The organism is Thalassospira sp. ABD4_177, from assembly GCF_056160125.1.
In genome coordinates this window covers 252619-279165 of record NZ_JBSWWO010000002.1, presented here as the reverse complement: position 1 = coordinate 279165, position 26547 = coordinate 252619, and the positions used below count along the sequence as shown (strand labels likewise).

Here is a 26547-nt window from a genome sequence, read left to right as displayed (position 1 = left end):
AATGACATCGCTCTTCGTTATTGCCATGGGCCCATGCCGTATTCACACGTGACATTTCAGGACTGAGGGAATAGGTTCCGCGCCATGCAATTTTCACCGTTGTTAATCGCATCCATTGCCTTGGGCGGTGCCGTTGGTGCCGTTGCGCGTCACAGTGTGTCCGTCATGATGGGCTCTGTGATGGGCACTGGATTTCCCTGGGGAACGCTGACGGTCAATGTCGTGGGCTCGTTCCTGATGGGGGGGCTGATCGAGGTTTCCGCCCTGAAATTGTCCATGGGCCTGGAAACGCGCGCACTCCTCGTGACCGGTTTTCTGGGGGCGTTTACGACTTTTTCGACGTTCTCGCTGGATGTTGCGACCTTGTATGAACGGGGCAATATGGGGCTTTCGGCCCTTTATGTTGGTATTTCCGTGGTGGTCGGCATTTCGGCATTGTTTGGCGCAATCGCGCTGGTAAGGGGTATTCTGCAATGAGTGGTGTCACTCTGCGCAAGGTCAAGGCAGACGAAGCCGACATTCGGCTTGATCGCTGGTTCAAGCGCAACTGTCCCGAATTCACATTCGGCCAGGTCCAGAAATTCCTGCGCGGCGGTCAGATCCGTGTCGACGGCAAACGCGCCAAGGCCAATCAGCGCGTCGAACCGGGCCAGGAGATCCGCGTGCCCCCCGTACCGGTCATGTCGGGCGGCGGCACCGGTCCATGGTCCGAAGATGGTTCGGGCTACAACCCGGCCGAAGTCCAGCAACGCAAGCAATCGGGCCCCGCCAAGTCCGATGCTTCCGAGGCAGAGCTGCAAGCCCTTCGCGATTCCGTCATTTTCTATGACGAGCTGGTCCTTGCGATCAACAAGCCCGCCGGTCTTGCCGTGCAGGGCGGGACCAACACCAATGTCCATGTCGATGGCATGCTCGATGCGCTCAAGCTTGATAGCAAGGAGCGCCCGAAGCTGGTTCACCGTCTTGATAAGGATACCAGTGGTGTTCTGTTGCTTGCCCGTTCGGCCAGTGCGGCCCATGCCCTGACCAAGGCGTTCAAGGATAAATCCACCCGCAAGCTTTACTGGGCGATTGTCACCGGCGCACCGGCTGAACGCGAAGGCATGATTGACGCACCGCTTGCCAAGATTTCCGGCAAGGGTGGGGAGAAAATGGTGATCGACGAGAAGCTCGGAAAATCGGCACAGTCCGTCTTCCGTCAGCTCCATCGCGCCGGACGCAAGGCAGCCTGGCTTGCCCTGTCACCGCTGACCGGGCGTACCCACCAGCTGCGCGTCCATTGCGAGGCGATTGAATGCCCGATCCTGGGCGATGGCAAATATGGTGGGGCAAAGGCCTTTCTTGATGGCCTGTCCAACAAGATGCATCTGCATGCGCGTGCGATTGATTTCCCGCACCCGGTCACCGGCCAGCGCGTCGTGATCGAGGCGCCTGTACCTGAACATTTTGCCGAAACGCTCAAGAAGCTTAATTTCGATCCGAAGACGCCGACGAAATTCCTGACCCCGGAAATTCACCGCGAAAAGGAAGAAAAGCCCAAACCAAAGGCAAAGCCGTCGCGTTCGCGCAAGAGATAGTTTAGCGTCAGATAGGACCAAAAACCGAAAAGCCGACGCATTGCGTCGGCTTTTTCGTCCTCCTGATCAAACGGCGTTGAAACAGAACTAGGTTTTTTCTTTGTCGAAACGCTTGATGAACGTGTCATAGACCCGGTTCAGCTGTTCGGCGTGAACCTTGTTGCCCATGCGTTCACAGATGTCGGCCTGGCCCTTGATCATCACGGCAAGCTGTTTGCGGCCGTGTTTTGTGTGCACCATGCACTCACCCTCCTCAAGGGCGGTGACGAGTGGAATATGCTCACATTCGGCAATAGCAAGCACTTCCTCCTCGGTGAGGTCGCTGAAGTCGATGCAGTCGCGAAGTGTAAGCATGATCTACCTCCTGTCGCAGAGAGCCTGTCATTATCAGCCAGTGCTCTGTGGGCCAGAATTCAATTATAGCGCGCATACGGGTGCAGAAAAAGGTAATACAAAATTCATTTGTGGTTTCCAGCGCTTCCCGCAAAGCACAAAAAGTCGGCAGCTAATTCAACCGCGGGAGACTCGATCTTTTCGATCCGATCCATTAGTCTCCGCTTTTCCAAGGTCAGGAGTTACTAATTTGGTTTGAATGGTCGCTCAGATTTGTGCGGATACGCGAAGCGAAACCGCAGGAAGATATACATCTTTCAAGGTTTTGCGACAAAGTAGGCCGTGCAAATCTGAGCGATCCGCAGGACAGCGTTTATATTTGCAAACTCCGGCGTCAAAGCCCTTGCGCGGGATACCAACCCGCTCTGCGGGCTTTTTCTAGGATTTCACAAATATAAACGCTGCCATTCTAATCAAATTAGTAACTCCTGACCTTCAATTAAGACGAAAGACCCCACATGACCAATGATCCGCTGAGACTTGTGATTTTTGACTGCGATGGCACGCTTGTTGATAGCCAGAACGCCATTGCACATTGCATGGATCATGCCTTTGCCGAGCACGGGCTGGACTGCCCGGGCCTGGAAAACACGCGCACAATCATTGGTCTTAGCCTGCCTGAGGCGATCACAAAACTCGCAAGCCCGGCACAGGTCGATGATGACGTGATCGCGGCGGTCACGGCGGCTTACAAGAATGCCTTCTTCACGCTCCGCCAAACGCCTGATTTCCACGAACCGCTTTTTCCGGGTGTGCGCGAAGTGCTTGCCGAACTCGATAGCCGCCAATGGCTAAGTGGTGTTGCCACCGGCAAGGCGCGCCGGGGGCTTGATGCGGTTCTGGCCCGCAATGAACTTGAAGGCCGGTTTGTTACCTTGCAGACTTGTGACAACCACCCGTCCAAACCCAACCCCGCCATGCTGGTCGCAGCCCTCGAGGAAACCGGGGTCGATGCACCCAATGCGGTGATTGTTGGCGATACCAGCTATGATATCGAAATGGGCCGTGCGGCTGGCATGATCGCGGTCGGGGTTGATTGGGGCTACCATGATGTCGATACGCTCCATAAATCCGGTGCCCATGCCGTCATCAGCCATTTTGATGAACTGGCCGCGGCCCTTGATGAAATTTGGGAAATCAACCGTGACGCCGCTTAAGAACCCCGAACTTGCGCCGATCCGCTTTGAATTGACCCTGGCCGTCGATCCTGATGATGCCTTTGAGGCCTTCACATCGGGCTTTGGCGACTGGTGGCCGACCGACACTCATTCGATCTCCAAAAAGGATTGCGAGACGATCGAATTCAATGCCGGTGTCGGCGGCGAAATCATCGAACGGGTCAAGGGGCAGGATGATATTCCCTGGGGGCGTGTAAGAAGCTGGCATCCCGGCGAACATCTGTCCTTTACCTGGCATCCGGGCTGGGGCGAGGGGGATTTCACCCTGGTCGAGCTATCCTTTGATCTGAACGATTTTGGCCGCTGCGTGATCCGCCTTGAGCACAAGGCATGGGAAAATGTCGGCGATATTGCCCCGGCCCTGCGCGAAGGCTATCTCAAGGGCTGGGAATTTGCCTTTGGCGAATGCTTTGGCAATTACCTGCGCAAACGCCGCTAAGGCGTTCCGTCTTGTTTGGCGCTAATCAAAACAGCCGGTATTCGATCAGTTCCCGCTGCAATTTCACCGGGTCGCGGAACCAGTGGGTGATAAAGCCCAGCTCGCGCGCCTGCTGAATATTGCGCTCGCTGTCATCGATAAACAGGGTTTCACGCGGATCCAGTTCAAACCGCGAAATCGCCAGATCAAAAATCCGCGGATCGGGCTTGGCGAGCTTTTCCTGCCCCGAGACCAGAATGCCTTCAAAATGATCAAGAAATCCGAACCGCTCCAACGCATGCGGCCAGGTTTCGGCTGACCAGTTGGTCAGGGCAAACAGGCGCACATTTTCGCGCTTTTTCAGGTCTTCAAGGACGCCAACCGTGCGATCAATCGCCCCGCCCAGCATTTCCGGCCAGCGTTCCTGCCATGCCGCGATCTGATCCTGGTAATGCGGGTAGCGATGCTGAAGGTCGGGGATGGAATTGGCAAAGCTCAGCATCCCCTGATCATGCAGATGGTTCCAGTGCGGATGGCAGACCTCGCTCAGAAACCGCTCCATCTCCGCATCATCTTTGAACATCTTGCGATACAGATAACGCGGGTTCCAATCAACAAGCACACCCCCAAGATCAAACAGAACCGTTTCGATATCGCGCATGTTGTCTCCGTCTGGCTTGGTATGGGTGATTTGCATTGCCGCGCCCTGTTAAAACAGGTGCGGTGCCGACGCGCAAGCAGCAGTTGCGTGACATATGCTATGATCCTTGCTGCGCGTGGCACCGTAAACAAAACTGAACAAGATGCCAGCGTGGGCATTCGGCGCCAGATGACAGGTCCGATGACAGGTCCAATGACAGGCCAGATGACAGGAATGTCATTTGCCAACAACCCGCGCGCTCATAAATGATGGTGATACGGGACAAACCCGAAATCAGGAATAAGAGGAGGCTTGAACATGTGTACGCTAGATGGATGTGGCTCCCACGAACATCTCGGTCCGCCGCCCAAGGCGACCGATGAACAACGCAGACTGTTTCTGAAAGGGGCTGCCGCCCTGCCTTTGGCCGTTATTCTTGCCGACCCGATGCTGGCCCATGCCGCCGGTCACGGGCTTGATAAAGTGACCATCACCACGCCCGAAGGCGATGAAATGGTTGCCGAAATTGCCATGCCGCATACGCTTCCGGCACCAACCGTCATTCTGATCCACGAATGGTGGGGGCTGAATGACCATATTCGCGCGGTGGCGGCTGAATATGCCAAGCAGGGCTACATTGCGCTCGCGGTTGATCTTTACGGCGAACCGCCGGCCACGACCCCCGATGGGGCGCGCTCCCTGATGTCGTCAATGGATCCGGTGGTGGCGACCCGCAAATTGCAGTCCTCGGTCGAGTTTCTTCGAAATCACAAGGATTCAACCGGCAAGGTCGGCTCGGTCGGCTGGTGCTTTGGCGGCGGCTGGTCGCTCAATACGGCACTTGCGACCGATATTGATGCGGCTGTGATCTATTACGGCAATGTCAACAAAACCCCGGAACAGGTCGCAACCTTGAATGCACCGATCATGGGCCATTTCGGCACCCTGGATAAAAGCATCAACAAGGAAATGGTCGACGGGTTCGAAAAGTCGCTGCGAGTGGCCGGCAAAACCGATTACGAGTTCTTCTGGTATGACGCCGATCATGCGTTTGCCAACCCGACCGGTGGCCGCTATGACAGCGAAGACGCCATGCTGGCCTGGGAACGTACCATGGCCTTCTTTGACGAGCATCTCAGTTGACCCGTGCCATTACTGCTAATGGTATGTGCCGTCCTAAAATACGTTGACGGTTTTACTTGAGCCAGCGGATGATCATCCGCTGGCTTTTTGATGCACATTTTCGGGTGTTTTCATCCCCAAAGCGATGTGCGGTCGCATGGTATTGTATGTATCGACGGCCTCTTTGACCAGTTTACGGAGATCCTCGAAGGTTTTGCAGCGGTGCAAGAGGAACTCCTGTTTAAGAATACCGTTCACACGTTCGGCCAGGGCATTCTGATAACAATCATAACCATCGGTCATTGACGGTGTGATGTGATGCCTTCTCAGAATTTCTTGATAGCGGCCCGAACAATATTGTAGCCCACGGTCGGAATGATGGATCAGTGGCTCTTTGGTAATCCGATTGCGAATTGCCTGCTTCAAAGCTTGGATCACCTCGGATGCGGCCATGTTGTGGCTCAGCACATGCCCCATGATCTTGCGCGAGAAGGCGTCTGTGACCAGGGACAGATAATGCACACCTTCATCACTCTCGACATAGGTGATGTCGCTGACAAAGACCTCTTCGGGACGGTATGGCTTGCGTCCGGTCACCAGGTTCGGATGCTTTCTCATCCAATGTTTGCTGTGGGTGGTTTTGGTATAATTCTTTTGTGGCTTCACCAAAAGACGATGCTCTCTGAGCCAATCAAACAGACGATCACGCCCTATCTTGATGCCAAGACGCCGCAAATCATCCTGCAACAAATGATAGAGTTTGCGCGTGCCCAAACGAGGCATGCGCCGTCGCAAGCGCATGACGCAATCATAGAGTGGCGCAAGATGCTCTTGACGCTTCCGCCGACGTTGCAGGAGTTGGTATACTGACTGCCTTGAAAGACCAAAACAGTGACAGGTCCGACTCAGACTGACTTGCCCTTGCGCCTGTAATGTTCTCGCAGTTCGGATAAGTACTTTTTTCGCAGGCCCGCTCCATATTCCTCATCCATGATGGTGATCATGCCATCCATCACCATGACGCGGATCCGTTCGTCTTCAAGCTCCCTTTCAAGGCGCTTGATCTTCTGTTCAGGTGTTTCTTTCAATGGGGACATGGCTGGTTGCCTCGTTATGGACCGATCGAGCTTACCATGTTTGCGCAACCAGTTCAGGACTGTACTGCGTCCCTAGATACCATAGTGGGATTGTGCCTGCTTATAGGTCAGTTCGCCCTTTTCGACCTGATCCACGACAGCCAACTTAAAGCCCATATTGTAATCGCGTTGTGTACGCTTGCGGCGCACTGGCCCTGATATCGACATTGTCATCTCCTATTGGTGACAACGTATTTCAGGACGAGACAGTATGACAAAAAAGGCCGGGGTTTCCCCGGCCTTTTTCTTTGTCTGATGATTGGGCGCAAGCCCGGATCAGTTGGTCTGATTGCCGCGGTTGGCCCATCGGGTGGAGCGGCGCTCGATCACGTTAAAGATCTCATACATCGCAATCCCCATCACCGCGATCACCAGCAATCCGGCAAAGACCAGCGGCATGTTGAATTTCGACGAGGCCGAAAGCATCAGATAGCCAACACCGACATTCGACGCCACGGTTTCGGAAATGACCGATCCGACGAAGGCCAGCGTGATCGCGACTTTAAGCGATGCAAAGAAATACGGCATTGCACGTGGGAAGCCGACCTTGATCAGGATGTCACGTCGGGTCGCGCCAAGGGACCGCAAAACATCGCGCAGTTCCGGCTCAAGCGTCGCAAGGCCGGTGGCAACATTGACCACAATCGGGAAGAACGAAATCAGGAAGGCGGTGATGATCGCCGGCACGGTTCCGATGCCAAACCACATAACCAGAACCGGGACAAGGGCCACTTTCGGGACCGAGTTAAACCCGACCAGAAGCGGATTGGCCGCGTCATAGATCGCCCGGCTTGATCCGACCAGTGCGCCAAGCACCACACCAAACACCACGGCAATGGCAAAACCCGCAAGCGTGGTATAAAGCGTGTGATAGGCATGCATCCAGATCGCTTCATGGAATTGCCAGCCGACAATGATGCTTTCAGACGGGGTCGGCAGGACATAGGGCGGAATGTTGAATATCCGCACAATCAGTTCCCACAGAACGAAAAGCCCGATGGCGCTAAGCCACGGTGTTGCTTTGCTAAGGTTCAATTTCTTTTTCATGACTTTTCCCGCCCTTCCTTATGATTCTCGCACGTCACGAATGTGACCGCGCAATTCGTGGACAAGATCGGTGAAAGGCTGGGTAAAGGTCGTTTCCTGATCCCGCGGACGGGGCAGGGTGTTTTCACGCTCGACAAGGATTTTACCCGGGCGTTTGGACATCACATAGATGGTGTCGGCAAGATAGGCCGCCTCACGCAAATCGTGGGTGACCAGAATAACCGTGAAAGGCTTGATCATCCAAAGGTTCTGCAAAATGTCCCACAGCTCTTCGCGGGTAAAGGCATCAAGCGCGCCGAACGGCTCATCAAGCATCAGAAGATCCGGCTCATGGATCAGTGACCGGCAAAGCGATGCGCGCTGCTGCATGCCACCGGAAAGCTCCCAGGGGTATTTGTTTTCATGGCCTTCAAGACCAACCGTCGCCAGAAGCTTGCGCGCGCGCTCTTCATATTCCGCGCGATGCTTGCGCAGGCGGTGGCGGTGCGGTTTGACGATTTCCATCGGCAGCAGGACGTTATCAAGGGTCGTGCGCCACGGCAGAAGGGTCGGGTTCTGAAACGCCATACCAACGATCTTGAGCGGGCCGGAAACTTCCTTGCCATCAACAATGACGTTGCCCTCTGACGGCGGCATCAGGCCGGAAACCAGTTTCAGCAAGGATGACTTGCCGCAGCCCGACGGACCCACAACGGCGATAAACTCACCCTTGTCGATCTTCATGTTGGTGGTTTCAAGCGCCAGATCATCGCCTTCACTATAGCGAAGCTTGACGTCATTGAGTTCGACGAAGCTATTGGACACTGCAGTTATTCCCCCTGCTTGGCCTTGGTCCTGACTGTGGGGTCGGACCCTGTATCTTTATTCGTTATCCGTTTGCACGGGCAGATGAAAAAAACGGGGCAGCCAGACTATCTGGCTGCCCCGTCTCAAATGGTGATTACTTCAGCATGCGGTCTTCAGCTGAGGGCATGAAAGCATCGGTATAGATGTCATCAACAGACGGCTTATTCTCGAAACCGAATGCCAGGGCAACCTGATCGATGGCTTTGGCCATACGGTCGGCTTTGACAAGGCCCATGCCTTCCTCAAGGGTTGCCGGGGTGATGACGTTTTCATCAATCGCCATCTGCAGGCGCTGCTCTTCAAGGTCCGGATTGATCAGCGGGTCCGCTTCTTTGAGTGCTTCGATGGCAGCTGCCGGATCGGCAATCGCCGCCGCCCAACCTTTGACCACACCGCGCAGGAAGCCTTTAAGCTCTTCCGGATGGTTTTCCATCATGTCCGGCGATGCCAGAATGCCGTTGCCATAGAAGTCCATGCCAAAGTCTTTATACATGAAGACGGTCAGGTCTTCCTTGGCAAGGCCCTGTGCCTGCAGGTTCAGGATCGAGGTGAAATAGTGACCGGAAATCGCATCCACATCACCACGGACCAGCATCGGCTCACGTAGCGGCGGGTCCATGCTTTCCCAGGTCACAGCATCCAGATCAAGGCCGGTGGCCGATGCAAATGCCGGATACAGTTTGCGCGATGCATCAAATACCGGCGCGCCAAGGGTCTTGCCCACAAGGTCTTCCGGTTTGGTGATGCCTGAATCTTTTTTCATGAACAGCGCGAACGGCGGGCGGTCATACACCATGAAGATCGACTTCATGGCGCGATCCGGGTTGGATGCGTTGAACTCGACCAGCGAGTTGATGTCGGCCAGCGATACGTCATACGCGCCGCTGGCAACGCGGGTGATCGCACCGACCGAACCGTTGCCCGAGTCAATGGTGACATCAAGGCCTTCATCTTCGAAATAGCCGTTCTTCTTGGCCAGAAGATACGGCGCTGCCGGACCTTCGAATTTCCAGTCGAGCGAGAATTTGATTGCCATGTCAGCCAGCGCGCCATGCGCGCCAAGCGCAACTGCCGCACCGATGGCGGCGCCCAAAAGTCGGTTCGTAAGCGTGGTCATGTCTAAAGAAGCCTCCTGAATGCGGATCGATGATACAATCCAGCCACCTGATAAAAATCCAATGCGCACTTAGCAATGGTTATGCCATCTCGCCAATGCGCCCGCTTTGTTGCGGTTTTGTAACCTTCACCGAGCAGAGTAGTGGTGTTTATTATTTGGTCAATGGGGCAATTTGATCAAAAATTATACAGGAATTCTTGATAATCGCTCATTTCACACGCGTTATCTGGCAAATTATGTGGCAAACCCCTTGCGCAAATCGCTGCTTTTGGGCATATGGCGGTCATGCTTACACAATCAATCAACCGTTTCTATAAAAAGGCCGACGCCGCTGTTGACGATAGCGGGGAAGGCTGGCGCGTGCTTCTGGATGGCCGTGCGGTGAAAACCCCGGCCAAGGCTGATTTCCTGTTGCCCTCCGAAGTGCTGGCACGTGAAATTGCGGCTGAATGGGATGCGCAGGGCGAAAAGATCCAGCCATCCACCATGCCAATCATGCAGTTGGCGGCGACTGCGATTGACCGCGTGCGCCCCAACCGCGATGCCGTTATTGCCGAACTGACCGGCTATGGTCGGTCTGACCTGCTGTGTTATCGGGCTTCCTTCCCCGAAGACCTGATCGAACGTCAGGCCAAGACATGGCAGCCGCTGCTTGATTGGTCAAAAGACCATCTGGGCGTAGAGTTGACAGTCACCGAAGGTGTGATGCCGATCACACAGCAAGGCCACGCATTGCTGCGTTTGCAGGATCATGTCGAAGGTTTTGACGATTATTACCTGACCGCCCTGCATAGCCTGACGACGATTTCGGGTTCCGTGATCATTGGTCTTGCCGTCATGAAACGTCAGATGGACACCAAAACGGCATTCGAAGCATCCATGCTTGACGAAGGCTTTTCCATGGAAAAGTGGGGCGAAGATGCCGAGGCCATCGCCCGTCTCGACCGTCACCGCGCAGAGTTTTTTGCCGCCGGTCGCTATCTGGAACTGCTTGGCTGATTGGTAAGCCAAGCGCTGTCATCAGCTCATTGAGGGAAATTCGTTCACCGATTTCTCACCTTCGTTCATGGCTTTGAGCCAATCCGTAATCTTGCCGACTTGATCTGGATTGTACCCCCAGGGCGAGACCTTGCGTCCTTCAAGAATTTGCGCTGTTATCGGGCGCCAGTTCGTAACAGGAATAGATGGGTAAAGGGCCGACAAAAGAACGGCAAGCTGTGTGCGGTCAGCACCGTTGAAATTGATCGCCGAATTAATATCGACGGTGATCGGTGCCTGAAAAACGGCTTCAAGGTTCGTCAACCATTTTTGAGCCTGTGGAATGCTTTTCAAAACGTCATCTTGTTTCTTTTTGTTGACGTAATCTTCGTCGCTCCAACTAAGCCATAAGATGGCGAAATGTACATCGAAAGCTGCCTTGTTTATGCTGAAGGCAAACCAATCGGGATCAACCCCGTCTTTGAAAATGGCGTTCTGATCTTCGTCAGACAGCAATTTTATGTAGGTTTTCGCCTTCTCGTTTACGGCGTTATCCAGCTTGAAGGCTCTCTTTGCAGAATTGTATCGCTCTACGGCAGCCTTTAGCTGCGTCAAATCTGGATTGTCGTCGTCTTTTCGTTTACGCAATGCTTGGATTTGCTTTTTTACTTCTTCAAGTGCTTTGCGCAAATCTGTTGCCTTTGAAATCAAGTCGTCTGTGCCGGAGGATGAGGCAATCAAATCAAACCCCGTAATGGCTTCGATCTGGCTCTTGACGACACCCAACTGATCGGCGGCGATCAGGGTTTGCGAATACAGCTTGGGCATAATCGCGCCCATTGCTGTTGCAACAGTCGGTATTTCGCCCTGCCGGTCGAAATGATCGTAAAGGCGGATGGTGTTGGCGTTCTCATTCCATCCGCTGTTCTGGACCGCTTTCAATACATCATTGGTTTTTGTACCGGGTTGCACGGTGCTGTCCAGAGCACGGACATAGCTGCCAGTATGGCTGAAATACGCTTGTTGGACTTTTGATCCACGCGCAAAATTGGCTAGGGCAAGCGCAGACGCCCCAAGTACCTCAAGCCCGGTATAAGCGCTTCGGTAACTGTCTTTCAGGCCAAGAGCGCATTCAAACCAATTGCCAAACCGTTGATTGACGTCATAGATCGGGGAGAGTTTCTCATTCGCTAAAATAGGGCCAAGAACCTTTGCTGGCCCGATACGCCAAGGCTTATCCGTAGCGGCAATAACCTCTTGTGCATTTGGGTCTTGCCCGGTGGCGTAGACGACATAGTCCACAGAAAAGTCTTTCAATTTGTTTTCGGGAATATCCTCATCACCACGACGTTTGATTTGAACATATTCGACAGGCTGATTTTCCTTCTCAATGGGAAAAGTAATCTTGTAAGGAGCTTTCCGTGGGGAGTCATTGCCTGTGCCAGTAAAGCTTGGTCGGATGTCTTTCGGGTAACCGGCGATTTTTTTGGGGTAATTGACAATGCTTTTATTTGCCTCATCAATGGCCTTCTGCCCTGTTTCGTCTCCAATTGCGTAGTGTTTGGTTGAAAGCCATGCCGGGTCGCTGTTCTGTGGGCCCGATATCAACCAGTACAGTTTGAATTTTCTGTTCAGGGCCACAACAGCGGCATCAACGCCTGCATTGGGGCCCAGCAGGGCAATCGCACTGGTGCCCTCAACCTCAGGCTTAACTTCATCCGGATCGCTGCGCATGAAGCTGTCAAGATCCATAAAGGTCTTGGCGTCGTACCGCAGTGCTCGGGTTTCTCTGTCATAGTTGTAAAAATCGGCCTGTGGACCTGCGCCGCCGCAATAGACAACTTTCAGGGTTTGCGCCGTTTCCTCCTTAATGTTTGTCACGTCGAAGCCTTGGTCGCCCAGTGGCTTTTGCCAATCATCATAAGTGATCGAATAAACGTTAACGGCTTCTCCTTGTTTCAGAGAGGTACTCTTGGTGGGGCGCGTGATGGCAGATCCAAGAATGGCGGGCGTTTTGTTGATCGTTTTGGTGATGCCCGGAACGTTCTTAACTAAGACTCCTTGAGCTATAAGCCATTTGACTGATTTCTCAAGGATGGCGGCATTTTCGTCCTTGAGCTTTTCTTTGTTGCCCCCTTTTACCTCAGCTTTCGGGGTTATCTTTTGGTCGGGATTATCCCGCGCATAAATATAGTTGGCATGATTGATGACGCCGTCGCCGCGAACAATGTGTTCCCATGAATCCGGCCCGCCAATGATCAGGATTTTTTTGCACCAGCTGAGGTCTGCGGTGAACAGATAGGTCGAGGCGCTGTAACCGCGTCCGACAATGACAAGGTCATAAAAATCGGCGTCATTTGGGTTTAGGTCAGGCATTGTCAGAGTCCTCGAAAAGTGTGTTCCGGGCGTGGTCATTCACGGGGCGGGCAGTGCCTTAACTGGCATCCAGATCTTCGCCGCCAAGGCTTTCTGCCCAGCGCGAAAAACGACTGATCACTTCATCTTCCGGCAGGATGTCGGGTCCGTTGGGCGTCGCGTCATCTGTTTTCTCCGGGGCATCCGGTTTTGTCGGTGTTGGGGCGTCGTGAGTATCGGGTGTTGGTTCGTTGCTGGGGGAAGGATCGCTGACACTTGCGTTCAAAAGCGCATCAAGCGACTGGATAGACGTTTGTTCAGCACTCAGGTTCTTGTTGTTGGCAAGCGCCATGGTCGGCGGAATGGTTCGGCTCGTGTTGAGCTGCCCCATCTGCGAGATTGCAATGTTGGCGTTGATGCGTTTTGCAATCGTGGGCAGGACGGTGGTTTGGCCCTGGGTTCGCAGTTTTGATTGCGCATCAGGCGACAGGGTGCTTTGCGCCTGTGCATCCAGCAGCGCTTGGTAATAGCTCCCAAAACATTTGGCATCGGCCTGCAGATCAGGCTGCTTGCTGAAATCGGGGCGTTTTTGCAGATCCCGAATGACAACCAGGATGCCCTCTTGCGCCTGTTTGAGTGCAGCCTGCAATTTGCTATCAAGCGCCATCTCCGCGCCCTTCCTTGTTTGTCAAAGCCAGTGATTCAAGCGGTGCGCAGATAGGGGGGTGCGCCACGCTGTTAATGGATCAGGTTGCTTTGCAAGGACGTTTGGCGGGGTAATTTGTGATGGCGGACTGTATTATTGTCGGCGGGGTGGGGCAGGATGCTACTGCATCCAGCGCGCGATCATTTTGTGCTGAACGCTCGCCTGTGCCGCCACCCGGTAATAGGACAGCAATTCGCGCATGGGGGACGACATGCGGTCAAAGCCGGAAATGAAAGCGACGATGATACCGACCGATGTCTGGCCCTGGATCACCAGATAACCACCGACAAACAGCACACACAACGGCGCAAAGGCATTGAGCAGATTGATCAGGGCCTTCATGCCGAATTTCAGTACAAATAATTGCATGCGGTTGTCAAACAGCTCGGTAATGCCACGATTGATCGGGCTGAGCTGTTCGTCATCGGATTTATCTGATGAAAGGTCGGCCAACTCATCGCTGACCTCGCGCATCTTGTCGACGCGTTCTTCGATCAGGGCATTGATGCGCTTCTGGATCACTGGCACGAGTGCAACCTGTGGGATCAGCGCAATCACCCCGATCAGGCCAATCATCGGCTCGACACTGATCATGTAGCCAAGGCCAAAGATCAGCATGCCGCTATTGACCACCGGCTGCGACAGGCCATCGCCGACAAACCCGCCAAGCTTCTCGATCTCCGATCCAATGATTGAAACCGCCCGCCCATTGCTTTCATCGTCGCTGCCCGCCTGATTATGGGCGCGCAAACGCGTCAGGTGCTTGCGGTTATACTGGATCGCACTTTCACTAAGCCACCCTTCATAGATCCGCAGCACATATTTGATGCCGCCATGCACGACAATCAGGCCAAGATAAACCGCCGCCAACGTGATCAGAAGGTCATAGTCCTGTGGCGTGATCGCGTTATCCACAATTCGGCGCTGCAGCTCGATCGGTGCAATGCCAAGGGCTGCGACAATGACGGCCATGCTGCACACCACCACCTGATGCCAGCCACTCATCCGCCAGACATACCCCCAAAGGGAGCTGGCAGGGCGATCATCGCCGGTTTTTTCCGGATTGCGGGGGCTGAATTTCATCATGGGCTCAAACGCTTAGGGGTGACGACAGGTATGAGGTATACGCACTCTGGCGGCCCCGGATCAGGGGCCGTAACAGTATGCACCATTATCTCAACGTCTGAGGTGGCGAAATGATCCCGTGCGGGGATGGTGCTGCCTGCAAGTCTAGACTTTAGTCCAGCCCATTCACATATATCGCGATGACGCTAGGGAAATCAGGTGTTTACGCGCTATTCTCGACCTCTGTCAGAACAGCAAAAATAATTGGCATTCCAGTACCGAATAATGCTATTTCATTCTCGAGACGCGCACATTGGCCCGAAATGTGCCCAATGGCCGATCACAGCAAGGAAGACGCAACATGCAGGATATTGTCGCCAAACTCGAAGCGAAGCGCGCCGAAGCTGCCATGGGCGGTGGCCAGCGCCGCATTGATAATCAGCACAAGAAAGGCAAGCTCACCGCACGTGAACGCCTTGATGTGCTGCTGGATGTTGGCTCCTTCGAAGAATGGGACATGTTTGTCGAACATGATTGTGTGGATTTCGGCATGACCGAAAACCGCATTCCCGGCGACGGTGTCGTCACTGGCCACGGCACGATCAATGGCCGTCTGGTCTTTGTCTTCTCACAGGATTTCACTGTTTTCGGTGGCGCACTATCGGGGGCGCACGCGCGCAAGATCGCCAAGATCATGGATCAGGCGATGAAGGTCGGCGCACCGGTGATCGGGCTGAATGATTCGGGCGGTGCACGTATTCAGGAAGGTGTCGAAAGCTTGGCCGGCTATGCCGATGTGTTCCAACGCAATGTCGAGGCATCCGGCGTCATCCCGCAGATATCCCTGATCATGGGCCCGTGTGCTGGTGGCGCGGTTTACAGCCCGGCCATGACCGACTTCATCTTCATGGTCAAAGACAGCTCCTACATGTTCGTCACCGGACCTGATGTGGTCAAAACCGTGACCCACGAAGAAGTCACCCACGAACAGCTGGGCGGGGCATCGACCCATACCAGCGTTTCGGGTGTCGCCGATCTCGCCTTCGAGAATGATGTCGATCTTTTGCTTCAGACCCGGCGTTTCATGGACTTCCTGCCGCTATGTAACAAGGAAGAGCCGCCTGCGCGTCTGTGCGAAGACCCGATCAAGCGCGATGACTTCTCGCTTGATACCCTGGTGCCAGAAAATCCCAACATGCCCTATGACATGAAGGAACTGATCACCAAGATCGTCGATGAGGGCGACTTCTTTGAAATTCAGCCCGATTACGCCAAGAACATCATTACCGGCATGGCGCGCATGGATGGCCGCACCGTCGGTGTTGTCGCCAACCAGCCGATGGTGCTGGCGGGCTGCCTTGATATCGACAGCTCCAAAAAGGCCGCGCGCTTTGTGCGCTTCTGCGATGCCTACAACATTCCGATTGTCACCTTTGTCGATGTGCCGGGCTTCATGCCGGGCACTGCCCAGGAATATGGCGGTATCATCAAACATGGTGCGAAACTGCTTTACGCCTATGCCGAGGCCACCGTGCCCAAGGTCACCGTCATCACCCGTAAGGCCTATGGCGGCGCGTATGACGTGATGGCCTCCAAGCATCTGCGTGGTGACGTCAACTATGCTTGGCCGACCGCCGAGATCGCGGTGATGGGACCAAAAGGGGCGGTGGAAATCATCTTCCGTGCGGATATGGACAATCCCGAAAAGATCGAAGCCCGCACCGAAGAATACCGCGAAAAATTCGCCAACCCGTTTGTCGCGGGCCGCAAGGGGTTCATTGATGATGTCATCATGCCGCATGGCACACGCCGCCGCGTTTGTAAGGCGCTCGGCATGCTGCGCAACAAGGACATCAAGAACCCTGAAAAGAAACACGGCAACATTCCGCTGTAAGACAAATTGGGAGAGATAAAAATGTTTAGCAAAATCCTGATTGCCAACCGCGGTGAAATCGCCTGCCGTGTGATCAAATCAACCCGGAAAATGGGCATCAAAACCGTCGCAGTCTATTCCGATGCCGACAAGGCCGCACTGCATGTTCAGATGGCGGACGAGGCCGTCCATATCGGCCCGGCACCATCCAACCAGTCCTATCTGATCATTGAAAACATTATCGAGGCCTGCAAATCCACAGGCGCCGAGGCCGTTCATCCGGGCTACGGCTTCCTGTCGGAAAATCAGGCATTTGCCAAGGCGCTTGATGCGGCAAACATTGCTTTCATCGGCCCGCCGAATGGTGCGATTGCCGCGATGGGTGACAAGATCACCTCCAAGAAAATCGCCGCCGATGCCGGTGTTTCGACCGTTCCCGGCTTCATGGGCGTCATCAAGGACACTGATGAGGCCATCAAGATCGCCAATGACATCGGCTATCCGGTCATGCTCAAGGCTTCCGCTGGCGGTGGCGGCAAGGGCATGCGTATTGCGCGCAATGACGCCGAGTGCCGCGAAGGTTTCGAACGTGCCACCTCCGAGGCCGCAAGTTCCTTTGGCGATGACCGCGTCTTTGTCGAAAAATTCGTCGAAGAACCGCGCCATATTGAAATTCAGGTGCTGGCTGATAAACACGGCAACGCGATCTATCTCGGCGAACGTGAATGCTCCATCCAGCGCCGCCATCAGAAGGTCGTCGAAGAATCCCCGTCGCCGTTTATTGATCCCGCCACCCGTAAGGCCATGGGCGAACAGGCCGTTGCACTGGCCAAGGCGGTGGATTACTGCTCGGCCGGCACCGTGGAGTTCATCGTCGATAAGGACAAGAATTTCTACTTCCTTGAAATGAACACCCGTCTTCAGGTCGAACATCCGGTGACCGAACTTGTCACCGGTCAGGATCTTGTCGAATGGATGATCAAGATCGCCGATGGCGAGAAACTGACGCTCAAGCAAGATGACGTCACACTTACCGGCTGGGCCATGGAAACCCGCGTCTATGCCGAGGATCCCTTCCGCGAATTCCTGCCGTCCACGGGCCGCTTGGTGCGTTATCAGCCTCCAGCGGAATCGGATACTGTGCGTGTCGATACCGGCGTCTATGAAGGCGGCGAGATTTCGATGTTCTATGACCCGATGGTCGCGAAACTGATCACCTATGGTGAAAACCGTGAACAGGCGATTGGCGAAATGCGCCGGGCATTGGATGGCTATTACATTCGTGGCATCTCGCACAACATCCCGTTCCTGGCGGCCGTCATGGCCAACAAACGCTTCCAGAGTGGTAATATCACCACCAACTTCATCGCCGAAGAATACCCTGATGGTTTCTCGGCCGATGATCTGCCCAATGATGATCCCGCGACCCTGATCGTGGTGGCGGCCTACATCAATCAGCGCCTTGCAGAACGCAATGCCGCCATCACCGGTCAGGTCAGCGATCATCCGCTTGACGTCGCCGAAAGCTGGGTGGCCGTCAGTGGCGATGACCACACGCCGTTCGATATCGAGTTCGATGGTGTTAACGGTGATTACATCGTCGCCATTGATGACCGCAGCTATGGCGTTGTCTCGGACTGGAAAATCGGCGATCCGATGTTTGTCGGTGAAATCGACGGTGCCCCGGTGTGTGTGCAAATTGATATCGAAGGTGTTGGTTACAAGCTCGCCGCCAACGGCGTTCAGCGCAGCTTCAAGGTCATGCTGCCACGCGTGGCGACCTTGCAAAAACTGATGCCGTTCAAGGCCCCGCCAGACATGTCGAACTTCTTGCTCTCGCCAATGCCGGGCTTGCTCGTCAAGGTGTCGGTCGAGGAAGGCCAGACCGTCCAGCCGGGCGAGGAGCTCTGCATCCTTGAAGCCATGAAGATGGAAAACGTCCTTAAATGCGAAAGCAAGGGCGTGGTCAAAAAGATCCACGCCGAACAGGGCGCAAACCTCTCGGTCGATGCCATCATCATCGAGTTCGAAAAAGACGAATAGGTTTGGGGACTGTCCCGAAACACAGAATTATATTTTTGAACAGGTCGGTTGAGCGACGCACCGCAGCAATTGCGGTGCGTTTTTTTGTGTTCAGCATTTCAGAAGTTAGTCAATTAGGAGTATTTGCATTGAATGTTATACTGTTATCTATTTGAAATATAATGATTGTTTCCATTTGGATGTGATGTTTGGGTTTAATTATTTGAAAACTAGACTATAGTATGAGTCTTGCGAGTTTAAATGAAGGTACGCCTTCTAGGTATGGCTAGGGTCAGGACCTATTAATTTGATTTGAATGGCAGACGTTATATATACGAAATCCAAGGAAAAGCCCGCCGGTCGGGTCGGCATCCCGGACAAGGGATTTGACGCAGGAGTTTGCAAATATAACGTCTGTCCTCCGGATTAAACGGATTTGCACGGGCTACTTTGTCGTAAAACGTTGAAAGATAAATATCTTCCTGCAGTTTTACTCCGCGTATCCGCACAAATCTGTTTAACCACTCAAACCAAATTAATAGGTCCTGACCCTAGGCTTTCATCATTGGAATGATTCGGGGGATTTATGAAAAATTTGAAGATTCACCTCAAATTGGCTTTGCCACTGGGATTGCTGGGTATTGCTATTGCAATCATTACGGGGGTGTCGGTTTACGCGCTTAGTTCCCTCGACAAAACCACAACGCAAATCACCAAGCAGGATGCGCCATTGTCACTTGGCGCTCTGGATGTAAACAGAATGCGTGTTGCTTCTGCAATGACTGCCAGAAACGTTCTTCTGGACATTGTGGCGGAAAAGTCAGACGAGCAAATTGAGAAACGCACCAACGCTTTTACATCCGCTGTAGACTCTGCGGCCGCTCGTTTGAACGGGCTTCTTTCCTATGATCTAACAGAAGAGCAGCGAAGCTGGGTTGTTGAGGCTGAAAAAGGTCTCGTTAATTTTAAGGCAACGATCCTAAAGGGTATTGATGCTGCCAGAGGGGGTAATATTGCGCTGGCATTTGAATATCTCGATAGTAGTGGCCCGATCATCAAGGAAGAATTTAACTTCTACCTGAACAAGCTTCAGGAACTTGCAAAGAACAATTTGGCGGCGTCAACCGATTTGGCGCATGATCGGTATGTAACGACGACTGCTATTTTGATTTTATCCGCAGTAGTTGGCCTTTCACTGTCTCTCGCTGTTGCTGTTTATATTGTTCTTTCTCAAGTATCGCGTCCTATAGGTTCGGTGGCCAAGATGATGGAGGATGTGGCCGAAGGTAATTTTGATATTGATATTGCTGGTGCAGAACGCCGTGACGAGATTGGTTCGTTGCTGCGTTCGTTGCAGTTCTTCAAGAAATCAGCTCAGGAGGCACGTGAACTTCAGGCACGTGAACTCGAAGACCAGAAAGCGCGAGCAGAACGCGCCAAAGCCATCGAGGCGATCGCTGCGAACTTTGAAACGTCTGCTATTGAACTGGTTAAAGGCGTCACCAAAGCTGCAAATGACGTTAGTGAAAGTGCAAACTACATCAGCGAAACAGCAGAAAAGACCTCAGAACAGTCGAACAATTCTTCTGCAGCGGCTGAGCAATCATCATCCAACATTCAGACAGTGTCTTCCGCAACCGAGGAGCTAAGTGCATCTGTCTCCGAGATCGCTCAGCAGGTATCTGATTCAACTGCGATTTCAAGCTCTGCTGTTGCACAGGCATCTTCTAGTGAACAACTGGTTAAAGGGCTTGCTGAGTCTGCAAACCGGATTGGTGATGTGGTGTCTCTTATCAACGATATTGCGTCACAGACAAACTTGTTGGCCCTCAACGCCACCATCGAAGCGGCGCGCGCCGGGGAAGCAGGCAAAGGGTTTGCGGTTGTTGCTAACGAGGTGAAGAGTCTTGCAAATCAAACCTCGAAGGCAACAGAAGAAATCAGCAGCCAAATTTCACGCATTCAATCGGAAACAGGGGACACAGTCACCGCTATTCAGGAAATCTCGGAGACGATAAATCGCATCAGCTCCATCGCGACAGCAATTTCCTCTGCTGTCGAAGAGCAAGGCGCCGCAACTCAGGAAATTGCCCGAAACGTTTCTGAATCTGCGGGGCGAAGTCAGGAAGTATCCTTCGGAATTCAAGAGGTCGCCAAAGCGGCTAAAGATACCGGTGACGTCTCTGGCTCTGTGCTTGCCGCTGCTGGCACGATGAATGAACAGGCAGAGAATATGGAAAAACTGATCTCCAAGTTTCTTGCTGACCTTAAGGCAGTCTGATTGAGGTTCATCTTAGTCTTAGTCAAATAACTTTGAAAGAAGCACCGTTTCGCGCGGTGCTTTTTTCTTTTAATGAGCGGACCTCCGGATCAATTGTACGCAACCTGTTCAAACACTTGCGTTTTCAAGGGCTTTCGGAACAGTTTCGCGCATATTAAATACAGATAACGGGGCTTTACGGCGCGTTTGCGCTGCCATATGGTCGTGAATTGAGGCCGTAAATCCCCAACCACGTTGATTGCCAACGCTTTCACCGTGCCTATGGCCATCCAATAACAAGAAACGAGGCGTATGAATGTACAAGCTGATTGCTTTTGATGGCGACGATACCCTGTGGCACAACGAGCCACTTTTCCGTCAGGCCCATGTCGAACTGCGCGAAATGCTCAGCCACTATGTGGCGGCCGACGAAGTCGATGATCGCCTGTATCAGGCCGAACTCGAAAACCTTTCCATTTACGGCTATGGCGTGACGGGCTTTACCCTGTCGATGATCGAAACCGCGATTGAGCTTTCCAATCGCAAGATCAGTGCCGAGGACATCCACAAACTGGCCGAAATCGGCAAATCGATGCTGCGTGCGCCGACCCGCATCATTGACGGGGCCGAATCTGTGCTCAAACGCTATGCCAAGGATCCGAAATGCAAGGTGGTTCTGATCACCAAGGGCGATCTGATCGCCCAGCAGCTCAAGATCGACCGTTCCGGCTTTGAAGACCTGTTTGACGGTATCGAGATCGTCTCGGAAAAGGATCCGCTGACCTATCGCAACATCTTTGGCCGCTATGGCGTTGAGCCCGAAGATGCGGTCATGATCGGCAATTCGATGAAATCCGATATCCTGCCGGTCCTTGCGTGCGGTGCGGCTGCGATCCACATTCCCTATGAAATCACCTGGGTGCATGAAATGGTCGATCAGACCGAGATCGACAATGCCAGTGTCATTACGGCCGAAACCATTTCCGATGTGCCCGGGATCATCGAGAAACTTGAACAACAAAGAACAGCTGGGAGTATGGAGCATGTCTGATTGCGCCGGTTCTGAAATGTCCACCGAGGCCGTCCTGGCCAATGGCCCGGCAGCTGATCTTGATCCGCAAACCAAACTGGAACTCGAAGCCGCTGCCTTTCGCGGGCTGGTCACGCACCTGCAGGATCGCAAGGATGTTCAGAATATCGATCTGATGAACCTTGCCGGGTTCTGCCGCAACTGCCTTGCCAAATGGTATCTGGCCGCGGCCTGTGAAAAGGGTGTCGCCATGGATTATGATGGTGCGCGCGAAGTTGTCTATGGCATAACCTATGACGCCTGGAAGGACAATTATCAGGCGCCGGCATCCGAGGAACAGAAACAGAAGTTTCAGGACACCGCCCATCTCCATGCCAAAATCCCCGGCGCGAAATAACCGCCCAGATACGCAAGCCGCAAGGGAGGAGGCCCGTTCATGACAGATACAAGCCCCGACCCGTCAACGGGTGACGGCAGCATTGCTGTCCATGCCCGCATCGAAGGCCGGGTCCAAGGTGTGTGGTATCGCGCCTGGACCGTGGAAGAAGCCCGCAAACGCGACCTCACCGGCTGGGTGCGCAATCGCAAGGATGGCTCGGTCGAGGCGGTCTTTTGCGGGCCGGTCAAGGTCGTGCAATCCATGATCGGGGCCTGTCACCAGGGCCCGACCCATGCGCGCGTCGAGCGCATTCACGAAGAACCCGCCCTTGAGGACGGCTACACGTCCTTTGAAAAACGCCCGACCGCATAAAAAAACGCTGTGCGTTCAATCAATTGGCGTCTTTATCAAATACCGGACAAAAGCCTTTTTCAGCAGGAATGTTGAAAAAGGCTTTTTCTTTATCGCAGTGCGGTGGCATGGTTATGCAATCCTGTCTGCATGGTCAGTATCCATGCAGCCCGGAAATCAACAGGGAGACTACATATGACTTTTATCGCAAAATCATTTGGCGTGGCGGCCATTGTCGCGACCAGCGCCCTTGTCGCCTTTGGCGCACAGGCAGAGCCGGAACAAAATGATGGCCTGAACGGCACGCTGTGGCTGCAGACCTCGGTCGAATACAAAACGACCGCCATGTCGGTTTATGCCGGTGCCACCCGTTTGCTCAATGCGGCCATCGGCGATCATGACTGGACCGCCGCCCTTGAGCAGGATGGCAATTATTCCGCCAAGCCGCCGGCGGTTATCCTTGATGTCGATGAAACCGTTCTTGATAACTCCGCCTATCAGGCCTGGGTTGTTGCCGAGAAAACCCATTACAGCTCCAAGACCTGGGCGGCGTTTGTCCATGACATGATTTCCACCCCGACCCCCGGCGCATTGGAATTCACCAAGGCGGCGGCTGCACGTGGTGTTGAAGTGTTCTATGTTTCGAACCGCAAGGCACCGGAAGAAGCACCGACCATCGAAAACCTGAAAAAATACGGTTTCCCGTTTGCCGATGAAAAGCACGTGATGCTGCGGGGTGAAATCGAAGAATGGGGCTCAAACAAAACCCCGCGCCGTGCGGCGGTGGCCGAAGATTACCGCGTGATCATGCAGTTCGGTGACAATTTCGGTGACTTCACCGACGAAATCGATGGTTCGATCATCGAGCGTCTCGAAGTCATGGAAAAATATGGCAATTACTGGGGCGAACGCTGGTTCATGCTCCCGAACCCGAGCTACGGTTCATGGGAATCGGCCGCATTCGGTGGCGATTGGGGCAAGTCCGGCGACGAACGCCGTCAGGATAAAATCAATGCCATGAACCCGTGGGAAGGCCCGGCGGAATAAGGTTTCTGCCAATATGTATTCTGGAACGGGTGTCCCATCGGGGCACCCGTTTTCTTATGTCGGCAATCAGATGATCTTGCCGGGGTTAAGCCGGTTATCAGGATCAATGGCGGCTTTGATCGCACGCAGAAGTTTCATCTTTTCCACGCTGGCATAACGCGCCAACTCGTCACGTTTAAGTTGCCCGATGCCATGCTCCGCACTGATTGATCCGCCAAGATCGGCAACGATGTCGTGAATGATCGCGTTCAGGCTTTCCCATTTCGCAAGATACTCCTGCTTGTCCATGGTGGCGGGCTGGCTGAAATTGAAATGGATATTTCCATCCCCGACATGGCCAAACGGGCAGGGGCGAATATCGGGAATAAGGGCATCGGCTGCAGCCATGCCGCGTTTGAGAAGATCGGGCACCCTGGATACGGGTACTGACACATCATGCTTGATCGATCCGCCTTCAAAGCCTTGTGCTTCCGGGATGCCTTCGCGGATCGCCCACAGGTTTTTGCGCTGGGCTTCGGACTGGGCAATGGTCGCATCCGTCGCAAGCCCGATCTCGACGGCTTGCCCCAGAAGATCCACCAAAAGGGTCTGAAGGTCATCATCCGGGCGGGACGAGGTCAGCTCGATCAACACATGCCACGGCGTTTTGGTCGCAAGCGGCCGTGTCAGGTTCGGAAGGTATGTGACCGACAGGTCATGGGCAAATTCACTGATCAGCTCAAAGGCGGCAATGCCATCGCCGGTATGACGGCGAGCCAGGGCCAGCAGGTCAATCGCATATGCGGGCGTTGGCACGGCAAGCCAGGCGGTGGCAATATGTTTGGGCCGGGCAAACAGCTTCAGCGTCGCCTTGGTAATGATGCCAAGCGTGCCCTCGGCCCCGATAAACAAATCACGCAGGTCATAGCCGGTATTGTCCTTGCGAAGTTTTGATAGCCCATTCCAAACGCTGCCATCGGGCAACACAACCTCAAGCCCAAGGCAAAGATCGCGCGCATTGCCATAGCGGATAACGTTCAGCCCGCCCGCATTGGTCGCAAGGTTGCCGCCGATCTGACAGGTGCCCTCAGCGCCAAGCGACAGGGGAAACAGCAAGTCCTGTTCTTTGGCGGCTTCCTGAATGGTTTGCAGGATCGCACCGGCTTCGACCGTGGCGGTAAAGTCGCGCGCATCAATCTCAATCACGCTGTTCATGCGCTTGAGATTGATCAGGATCTGTTTATCCCCGGCAACCGCCCCGCCGCAACGCCCGGTATTGCCGCCCTGTGGCACAACCGCAATGTCATGTGCTGCACAAATGGCAAGCGCCTTGGCGACTTCCTCTGTGCTGGCCGGAAACAGGATGATCTCGGATGTGCCGGTGAACTTGCCACGGGCCTCACTGTTGTGGGCGGCCAGAACATCACTTTCCATGCTGAAACCCTTGGATCCCAGCAGGTCTTTTAATGCGGTGAGTGCAGCTTCTGGCAGGAACGACATGGCTGTGTTCCCTTAACTGGGCTTGTGTGGCGCGCGCGGTGCCGCGGCCCGTTTCAGGCGGTCATTGATCGCAATGCCCAATCCGGTATCTGGGATCGGTGCAATCGCAATCCCGTCAAACCGGCTTTGATCGGCTTCATGCAGCTTGGCAAACAGGTTGGTGGCGGCCTCAATATCATCGCCGCTTTTTGATAGCCACAAGACCGCATCAAATCCCTTGCTGGTACAATCCCCAAAGCCCAGCAGCACTTCATTGCCATACTTGGCCGGATCGGCGGATGTGGCCTCAAGCCGCACCGGCAAACCCGGCGCATAGTGACTGCTGAGCATGCCGGGGCTTTTGGGTGCGGTATCATCGCTTTCGGCCATGACAACGTCGGTGCCGAGCAATTCGGAAACCTGCTCTGCCGTCACCCCGCCGGGGCGCAGCATCACCACCCGATCGGTAGTCAGGTCGATCACCGTGCTTTCAAGTCCGACACCGCACGGCCCGCCATCCAGGATCATGCCAATCGCATCCCCCAGCGACCCAGCGACATGCCCCGCCGTGGTCGGGCTGATCTTGCCGGACCGGTTGGCAGAAGGTGCTGCAACCGGGCGGCCCACCGCACGCAACAATTCGCGCGCCATCGGATGGGCCGGAACCCGCACCGCAATGCTGGGAAGCCCTGCGGTCACCAGATCACAGACATCACTCTCGCCCTTGCGCGGCAGCACAAGTGTCAGCGCACCCGGCCAAAACGCTTCGGCCAGTTTATCGGCCCGCGCATCAAATTCGGCATGCTTGGCAGCGGCGTCACGATCGGGGAAATGGCTGATCAGCGGATTGAAGCTTGGGCGTTGCTTGGCGGCATAGATCTTTGCTACCGCATCGGCATTGGTCGCGTCCGCACCCAGCCCATAGACCGTCTCGGTCGGAAAGGCCACCAACTCACCGGCGCGCAGCTTCGCCGCCGCCTGACTAAGGGCACCTTCGGAATAGGGACGGATGGTAAGGGCTGGCGACATGCAACGTTCCGCGAAAAGATAATCTATCTCAAATACCTAACTACGATGCAGAGCCATGACAAGGAAGATCACGCGCAAAGCCCGCAATCAAGCCTGAAAAACCAACCATGATCGGATGAAAAATCTGCCCCGAACAGCGCAGAGCCGCCATGAAAATGGCGGCTCCAATTTACGCTCTAGCCCTGTCTCGCCCTGCAGTAGTGAGACAAGACCGCGTCGCCGTGATTCCGGCGGCTATTTACGTCACCTACACTCTGTGTGGCGATAAATTATGTATAGCGCAAAATACCCGGAAAGTCAATGAAACCGCGGCATGGCGGCGTTTTAACCTTTGTTGGAAAATCGCCAATTGCCATTGGTGCAATGCGCCATCGACAAGCTGCTGATGCGGCTTTGAAATTCAGTTCAAGCGCGCTGTCGCGAAATGAATTTCGTCATTGATGATGTGTCTTGTGGTCGGTGTGATTGACAAGAAAAAATGGGCAGCGCTGTGATGCACTGCCCATTTTTTGTGAGATCT

General features: G+C 54.1%; 23 protein-coding genes and 1 pseudogene. 13 read left to right on the top strand and 11 right to left on the bottom strand.

Going from position 1 to position 26547, the window contains the following annotated elements; genetic code table 11:
* Nucleotides 1–84 precede the first annotated feature (84 nt).
* The gene (gene crcB, locus ACXAF0_RS14015; protein WP_475346496.1) at nucleotides 85–477 is read left to right on the top strand and encodes a fluoride efflux transporter CrcB; all 393 of its coding nucleotides are present in this window, start codon (nucleotides 85–87) and stop codon (nucleotides 475–477) included.
* On the top strand, nucleotides 474–1577 hold the full coding sequence (locus ACXAF0_RS14010; RefSeq protein WP_475346495.1) for an RluA family pseudouridine synthase: 1104 nt from the start codon (nucleotides 474–476) through the stop codon (nucleotides 1575–1577). Before crcB ends, ACXAF0_RS14010 begins: the two co-directional genes overlap by 4 nt.
* Nucleotides 1578–1664: 87 nt before the next feature.
* Here the strand turns inward: ACXAF0_RS14010 and ACXAF0_RS14005 are convergent, their stop codons facing one another.
* Nucleotides 1665–1931 (bottom strand): hypothetical protein, encoded by a 267-nt coding sequence (locus tag ACXAF0_RS14005; protein WP_475346494.1) that lies wholly within the window; start codon nucleotides 1929–1931, stop codon nucleotides 1665–1667.
* A gap of 497 nt (nucleotides 1932–2428) precedes the next feature.
* Here ACXAF0_RS14005 and ACXAF0_RS14000 point away from each other — a divergent pair, with 497 nt between their 5' ends.
* The gene (locus tag ACXAF0_RS14000) at nucleotides 2429–3127 is read left to right on the top strand and encodes an HAD-IA family hydrolase (protein ID WP_475346493.1); all 699 of its coding nucleotides are present in this window, start codon (nucleotides 2429–2431) and stop codon (nucleotides 3125–3127) included.
* A complete protein-coding gene (locus tag ACXAF0_RS13995; protein ID WP_475346492.1) occupies nucleotides 3114–3587 on the top strand; it encodes an SRPBCC domain-containing protein in 474 nt (157 codons plus the stop codon). The genes ACXAF0_RS14000 and ACXAF0_RS13995 overlap by 14 nt, the downstream gene beginning before the upstream one ends.
* Before the next feature lie 25 nt (nucleotides 3588–3612).
* Here ACXAF0_RS13995 and ACXAF0_RS13990 read toward each other — a convergent pair whose 3' ends face one another.
* Nucleotides 3613–4263, bottom strand: coding sequence for an HAD family hydrolase (locus ACXAF0_RS13990; RefSeq protein ID WP_475346491.1), 651 nt, complete (start codon nucleotides 4261–4263; stop codon nucleotides 3613–3615).
* Nucleotides 4264–4524: 261 nt separating this feature from the next.
* Between ACXAF0_RS13990 and ACXAF0_RS13985 the strand changes: the two genes are divergently transcribed.
* Nucleotides 4525–5349, top strand: a complete 825-nt coding sequence (locus ACXAF0_RS13985; protein WP_475346490.1) for a dienelactone hydrolase family protein — start codon at nucleotides 4525–4527, stop codon at nucleotides 5347–5349.
* A 72-nt stretch (nucleotides 5350–5421) separates the two neighbouring features.
* Here ACXAF0_RS13985 and ACXAF0_RS13980 read toward each other — a convergent pair.
* The 4 genes and pseudogenes from ACXAF0_RS13980 to ACXAF0_RS13965 all read right to left on the bottom strand — a co-directional run bounded on the left by ACXAF0_RS13980 (nucleotide 5422) and on the right by ACXAF0_RS13965 (nucleotide 9474).
* Nucleotides 5422–6632 (bottom strand): annotated as a pseudogene (locus tag ACXAF0_RS13980) (IS3 family transposase).
* Between the two features lie 108 nt (nucleotides 6633–6740).
* Nucleotides 6741–7511 carry an ABC transporter permease gene (locus tag ACXAF0_RS13975; RefSeq protein WP_475346489.1) on the bottom strand — a complete coding sequence of 257 codons (771 nt, stop codon included), beginning with the start codon at nucleotides 7509–7511 and terminating at the stop codon, nucleotides 6741–6743.
* An 18-nt stretch (nucleotides 7512–7529) separates the two neighbouring features.
* Nucleotides 7530–8315: an ABC transporter ATP-binding protein gene (locus tag ACXAF0_RS13970; protein WP_475346488.1), complete on the bottom strand. Its 786-nt coding sequence runs from the start codon at nucleotides 8313–8315 to the stop codon at nucleotides 7530–7532.
* Between the two features lie 136 nt (nucleotides 8316–8451).
* Entirely contained in the window at nucleotides 8452–9474 is a 1023-nt protein-coding gene (locus ACXAF0_RS13965; protein ID WP_475346487.1) for an ABC transporter substrate-binding protein, read from the bottom strand.
* 285 nt (nucleotides 9475–9759) lie between these two features.
* Between ACXAF0_RS13965 and ACXAF0_RS13960 the strand changes: the two genes are divergently transcribed.
* Complete coding sequence (locus ACXAF0_RS13960) at nucleotides 9760–10473, top strand: ATP12 family chaperone protein (protein WP_475346486.1); 714 nt, start codon at nucleotides 9760–9762, stop codon at nucleotides 10471–10473.
* Nucleotides 10474–10494: 21 nt separating this feature from the next.
* On the opposite strand, the gene ACXAF0_RS13955 is transcribed toward ACXAF0_RS13960, so the two are convergent.
* From ACXAF0_RS13955 to ACXAF0_RS13945, 3 genes are all read right to left on the bottom strand, one after another.
* The gene (locus ACXAF0_RS13955) at nucleotides 10495–12828 is read right to left on the bottom strand and encodes a hypothetical protein (protein WP_475346485.1); all 2334 of its coding nucleotides are present in this window, start codon (nucleotides 12826–12828) and stop codon (nucleotides 10495–10497) included.
* Between the two features lie 58 nt (nucleotides 12829–12886).
* Entirely contained in the window at nucleotides 12887–13474 is a 588-nt protein-coding gene (locus ACXAF0_RS13950) for a hypothetical protein (protein ID WP_475346484.1), read from the bottom strand.
* A 159-nt stretch (nucleotides 13475–13633) separates the two neighbouring features.
* Nucleotides 13634–14596 (bottom strand): ABC transporter ATP-binding protein, encoded by a 963-nt coding sequence (locus ACXAF0_RS13945; protein ID WP_475346483.1) that lies wholly within the window; start codon nucleotides 14594–14596, stop codon nucleotides 13634–13636.
* Nucleotides 14597–14939: 343 nt separating this feature from the next.
* Here ACXAF0_RS13945 and ACXAF0_RS13940 point away from each other — a divergent pair, with 343 nt between their 5' ends.
* The 7 genes from ACXAF0_RS13940 to ACXAF0_RS13910 all read left to right on the top strand — a co-directional run bounded on the left by ACXAF0_RS13940 (nucleotide 14940) and on the right by ACXAF0_RS13910 (nucleotide 23540).
* Nucleotides 14940–16472, top strand: a complete 1533-nt coding sequence (locus tag ACXAF0_RS13940) for an acyl-CoA carboxylase subunit beta (protein WP_475346482.1) — start codon at nucleotides 14940–14942, stop codon at nucleotides 16470–16472.
* Between the two features lie 21 nt (nucleotides 16473–16493).
* Nucleotides 16494–18494, top strand: a complete 2001-nt coding sequence (gene accC / locus ACXAF0_RS13935; RefSeq protein ID WP_475346481.1) for an acetyl-CoA carboxylase biotin carboxylase subunit — start codon at nucleotides 16494–16496, stop codon at nucleotides 18492–18494.
* A 565-nt stretch (nucleotides 18495–19059) separates the two neighbouring features.
* Nucleotides 19060–20754: a methyl-accepting chemotaxis protein gene (locus ACXAF0_RS13930; RefSeq protein ID WP_475346480.1), complete on the top strand. Its 1695-nt coding sequence runs from the start codon at nucleotides 19060–19062 to the stop codon at nucleotides 20752–20754.
* A gap of 295 nt (nucleotides 20755–21049) precedes the next feature.
* Complete coding sequence (locus ACXAF0_RS13925) at nucleotides 21050–21784, top strand: HAD family hydrolase (protein ID WP_475346479.1); 735 nt, start codon at nucleotides 21050–21052, stop codon at nucleotides 21782–21784.
* The gene (locus ACXAF0_RS13920; RefSeq protein ID WP_475346478.1) at nucleotides 21777–22160 is read left to right on the top strand and encodes a DUF1244 domain-containing protein; all 384 of its coding nucleotides are present in this window, start codon (nucleotides 21777–21779) and stop codon (nucleotides 22158–22160) included. Before ACXAF0_RS13925 ends, ACXAF0_RS13920 begins: the two co-directional genes overlap by 8 nt.
* 39 nt (nucleotides 22161–22199) lie before the next feature.
* Complete coding sequence (locus ACXAF0_RS13915; protein WP_475346477.1) at nucleotides 22200–22514, top strand: acylphosphatase; 315 nt, start codon at nucleotides 22200–22202, stop codon at nucleotides 22512–22514.
* A 174-nt stretch (nucleotides 22515–22688) separates the two neighbouring features.
* Nucleotides 22689–23540 carry a 5'-nucleotidase, lipoprotein e(P4) family gene (locus tag ACXAF0_RS13910; RefSeq protein WP_475346476.1) on the top strand — a complete coding sequence of 284 codons (852 nt, stop codon included), beginning with the start codon at nucleotides 22689–22691 and terminating at the stop codon, nucleotides 23538–23540.
* A gap of 66 nt (nucleotides 23541–23606) precedes the next feature.
* On the opposite strand, the gene ACXAF0_RS13905 is transcribed toward ACXAF0_RS13910, so the two are convergent.
* Both ACXAF0_RS13905 and ACXAF0_RS13900 read right to left on the bottom strand, forming a co-directional pair.
* The gene (locus tag ACXAF0_RS13905) at nucleotides 23607–25019 is read right to left on the bottom strand and encodes an FAD-binding oxidoreductase (protein WP_475346475.1); all 1413 of its coding nucleotides are present in this window, start codon (nucleotides 25017–25019) and stop codon (nucleotides 23607–23609) included.
* 12 nt (nucleotides 25020–25031) lie between these two features.
* The gene (locus ACXAF0_RS13900; protein WP_475346474.1) at nucleotides 25032–26027 is read right to left on the bottom strand and encodes an L-threonylcarbamoyladenylate synthase; all 996 of its coding nucleotides are present in this window, start codon (nucleotides 26025–26027) and stop codon (nucleotides 25032–25034) included.
* Nucleotides 26028–26547 lie beyond the last annotated feature (520 nt).

Bases quoted from the DNA above. Each gene is read 5' to 3' on its own strand.
- ACXAF0_RS13990 (WP_475346491.1), bottom strand. From the start codon at position 4,263: ATGCAAATCACCCATACCAAGCCAGACGGAGACAACATGCGCGATATC.
- ACXAF0_RS13900 (WP_475346474.1), bottom strand. From the start codon at position 26,027: ATGTCGCCAGCCCTTACCATCCGTCCCTATTCCGAAGGTGCCCTTAGT.
- ACXAF0_RS13950 (WP_475346484.1), bottom strand. From the start codon at position 13,474: ATGGCGCTTGATAGCAAATTGCAGGCTGCACTCAAACAGGCGCAAGAG.
- ACXAF0_RS13955 (WP_475346485.1), bottom strand. From the start codon at position 12,828: ATGCCTGACCTAAACCCAAATGACGCCGATTTTTATGACCTTGTCATT.
- ACXAF0_RS13945 (WP_475346483.1), bottom strand. From the start codon at position 14,596: ATGAAATTCAGCCCCCGCAATCCGGAAAAAACCGGCGATGATCGCCCT.
- ACXAF0_RS13985 (WP_475346490.1), top strand. From the start codon at position 4,525: ATGTGTACGCTAGATGGATGTGGCTCCCACGAACATCTCGGTCCGCCG.
- ACXAF0_RS13975 (WP_475346489.1), bottom strand. From the start codon at position 7,511: ATGAAAAAGAAATTGAACCTTAGCAAAGCAACACCGTGGCTTAGCGCC.
- ACXAF0_RS14010 (WP_475346495.1), top strand. From the start codon at position 474: ATGAGTGGTGTCACTCTGCGCAAGGTCAAGGCAGACGAAGCCGACATT.
- ACXAF0_RS13930 (WP_475346480.1), top strand. From the start codon at position 19,060: ATGAAAAATTTGAAGATTCACCTCAAATTGGCTTTGCCACTGGGATTG.
- ACXAF0_RS13940 (WP_475346482.1), top strand. From the start codon at position 14,940: ATGCAGGATATTGTCGCCAAACTCGAAGCGAAGCGCGCCGAAGCTGCC.
- ACXAF0_RS13920 (WP_475346478.1), top strand. From the start codon at position 21,777: ATGTCTGATTGCGCCGGTTCTGAAATGTCCACCGAGGCCGTCCTGGCC.
- ACXAF0_RS13960 (WP_475346486.1), top strand. From the start codon at position 9,760: ATGCTTACACAATCAATCAACCGTTTCTATAAAAAGGCCGACGCCGCT.
- ACXAF0_RS13905 (WP_475346475.1), bottom strand. From the start codon at position 25,019: ATGTCGTTCCTGCCAGAAGCTGCACTCACCGCATTAAAAGACCTGCTG.
- ACXAF0_RS13925 (WP_475346479.1), top strand. From the start codon at position 21,050: ATGTACAAGCTGATTGCTTTTGATGGCGACGATACCCTGTGGCACAAC.
- ACXAF0_RS14000 (WP_475346493.1), top strand. From the start codon at position 2,429: ATGACCAATGATCCGCTGAGACTTGTGATTTTTGACTGCGATGGCACG.
- accC (WP_475346481.1), top strand. From the start codon at position 16,494: ATGTTTAGCAAAATCCTGATTGCCAACCGCGGTGAAATCGCCTGCCGT.
- ACXAF0_RS13915 (WP_475346477.1), top strand. From the start codon at position 22,200: ATGACAGATACAAGCCCCGACCCGTCAACGGGTGACGGCAGCATTGCT.
- ACXAF0_RS14005 (WP_475346494.1), bottom strand. From the start codon at position 1,931: ATGCTTACACTTCGCGACTGCATCGACTTCAGCGACCTCACCGAGGAG.
- crcB (WP_475346496.1), top strand. From the start codon at position 85: ATGCAATTTTCACCGTTGTTAATCGCATCCATTGCCTTGGGCGGTGCC.
- ACXAF0_RS13910 (WP_475346476.1), top strand. From the start codon at position 22,689: ATGACTTTTATCGCAAAATCATTTGGCGTGGCGGCCATTGTCGCGACC.
- ACXAF0_RS13965 (WP_475346487.1), bottom strand. From the start codon at position 9,474: ATGACCACGCTTACGAACCGACTTTTGGGCGCCGCCATCGGTGCGGCA.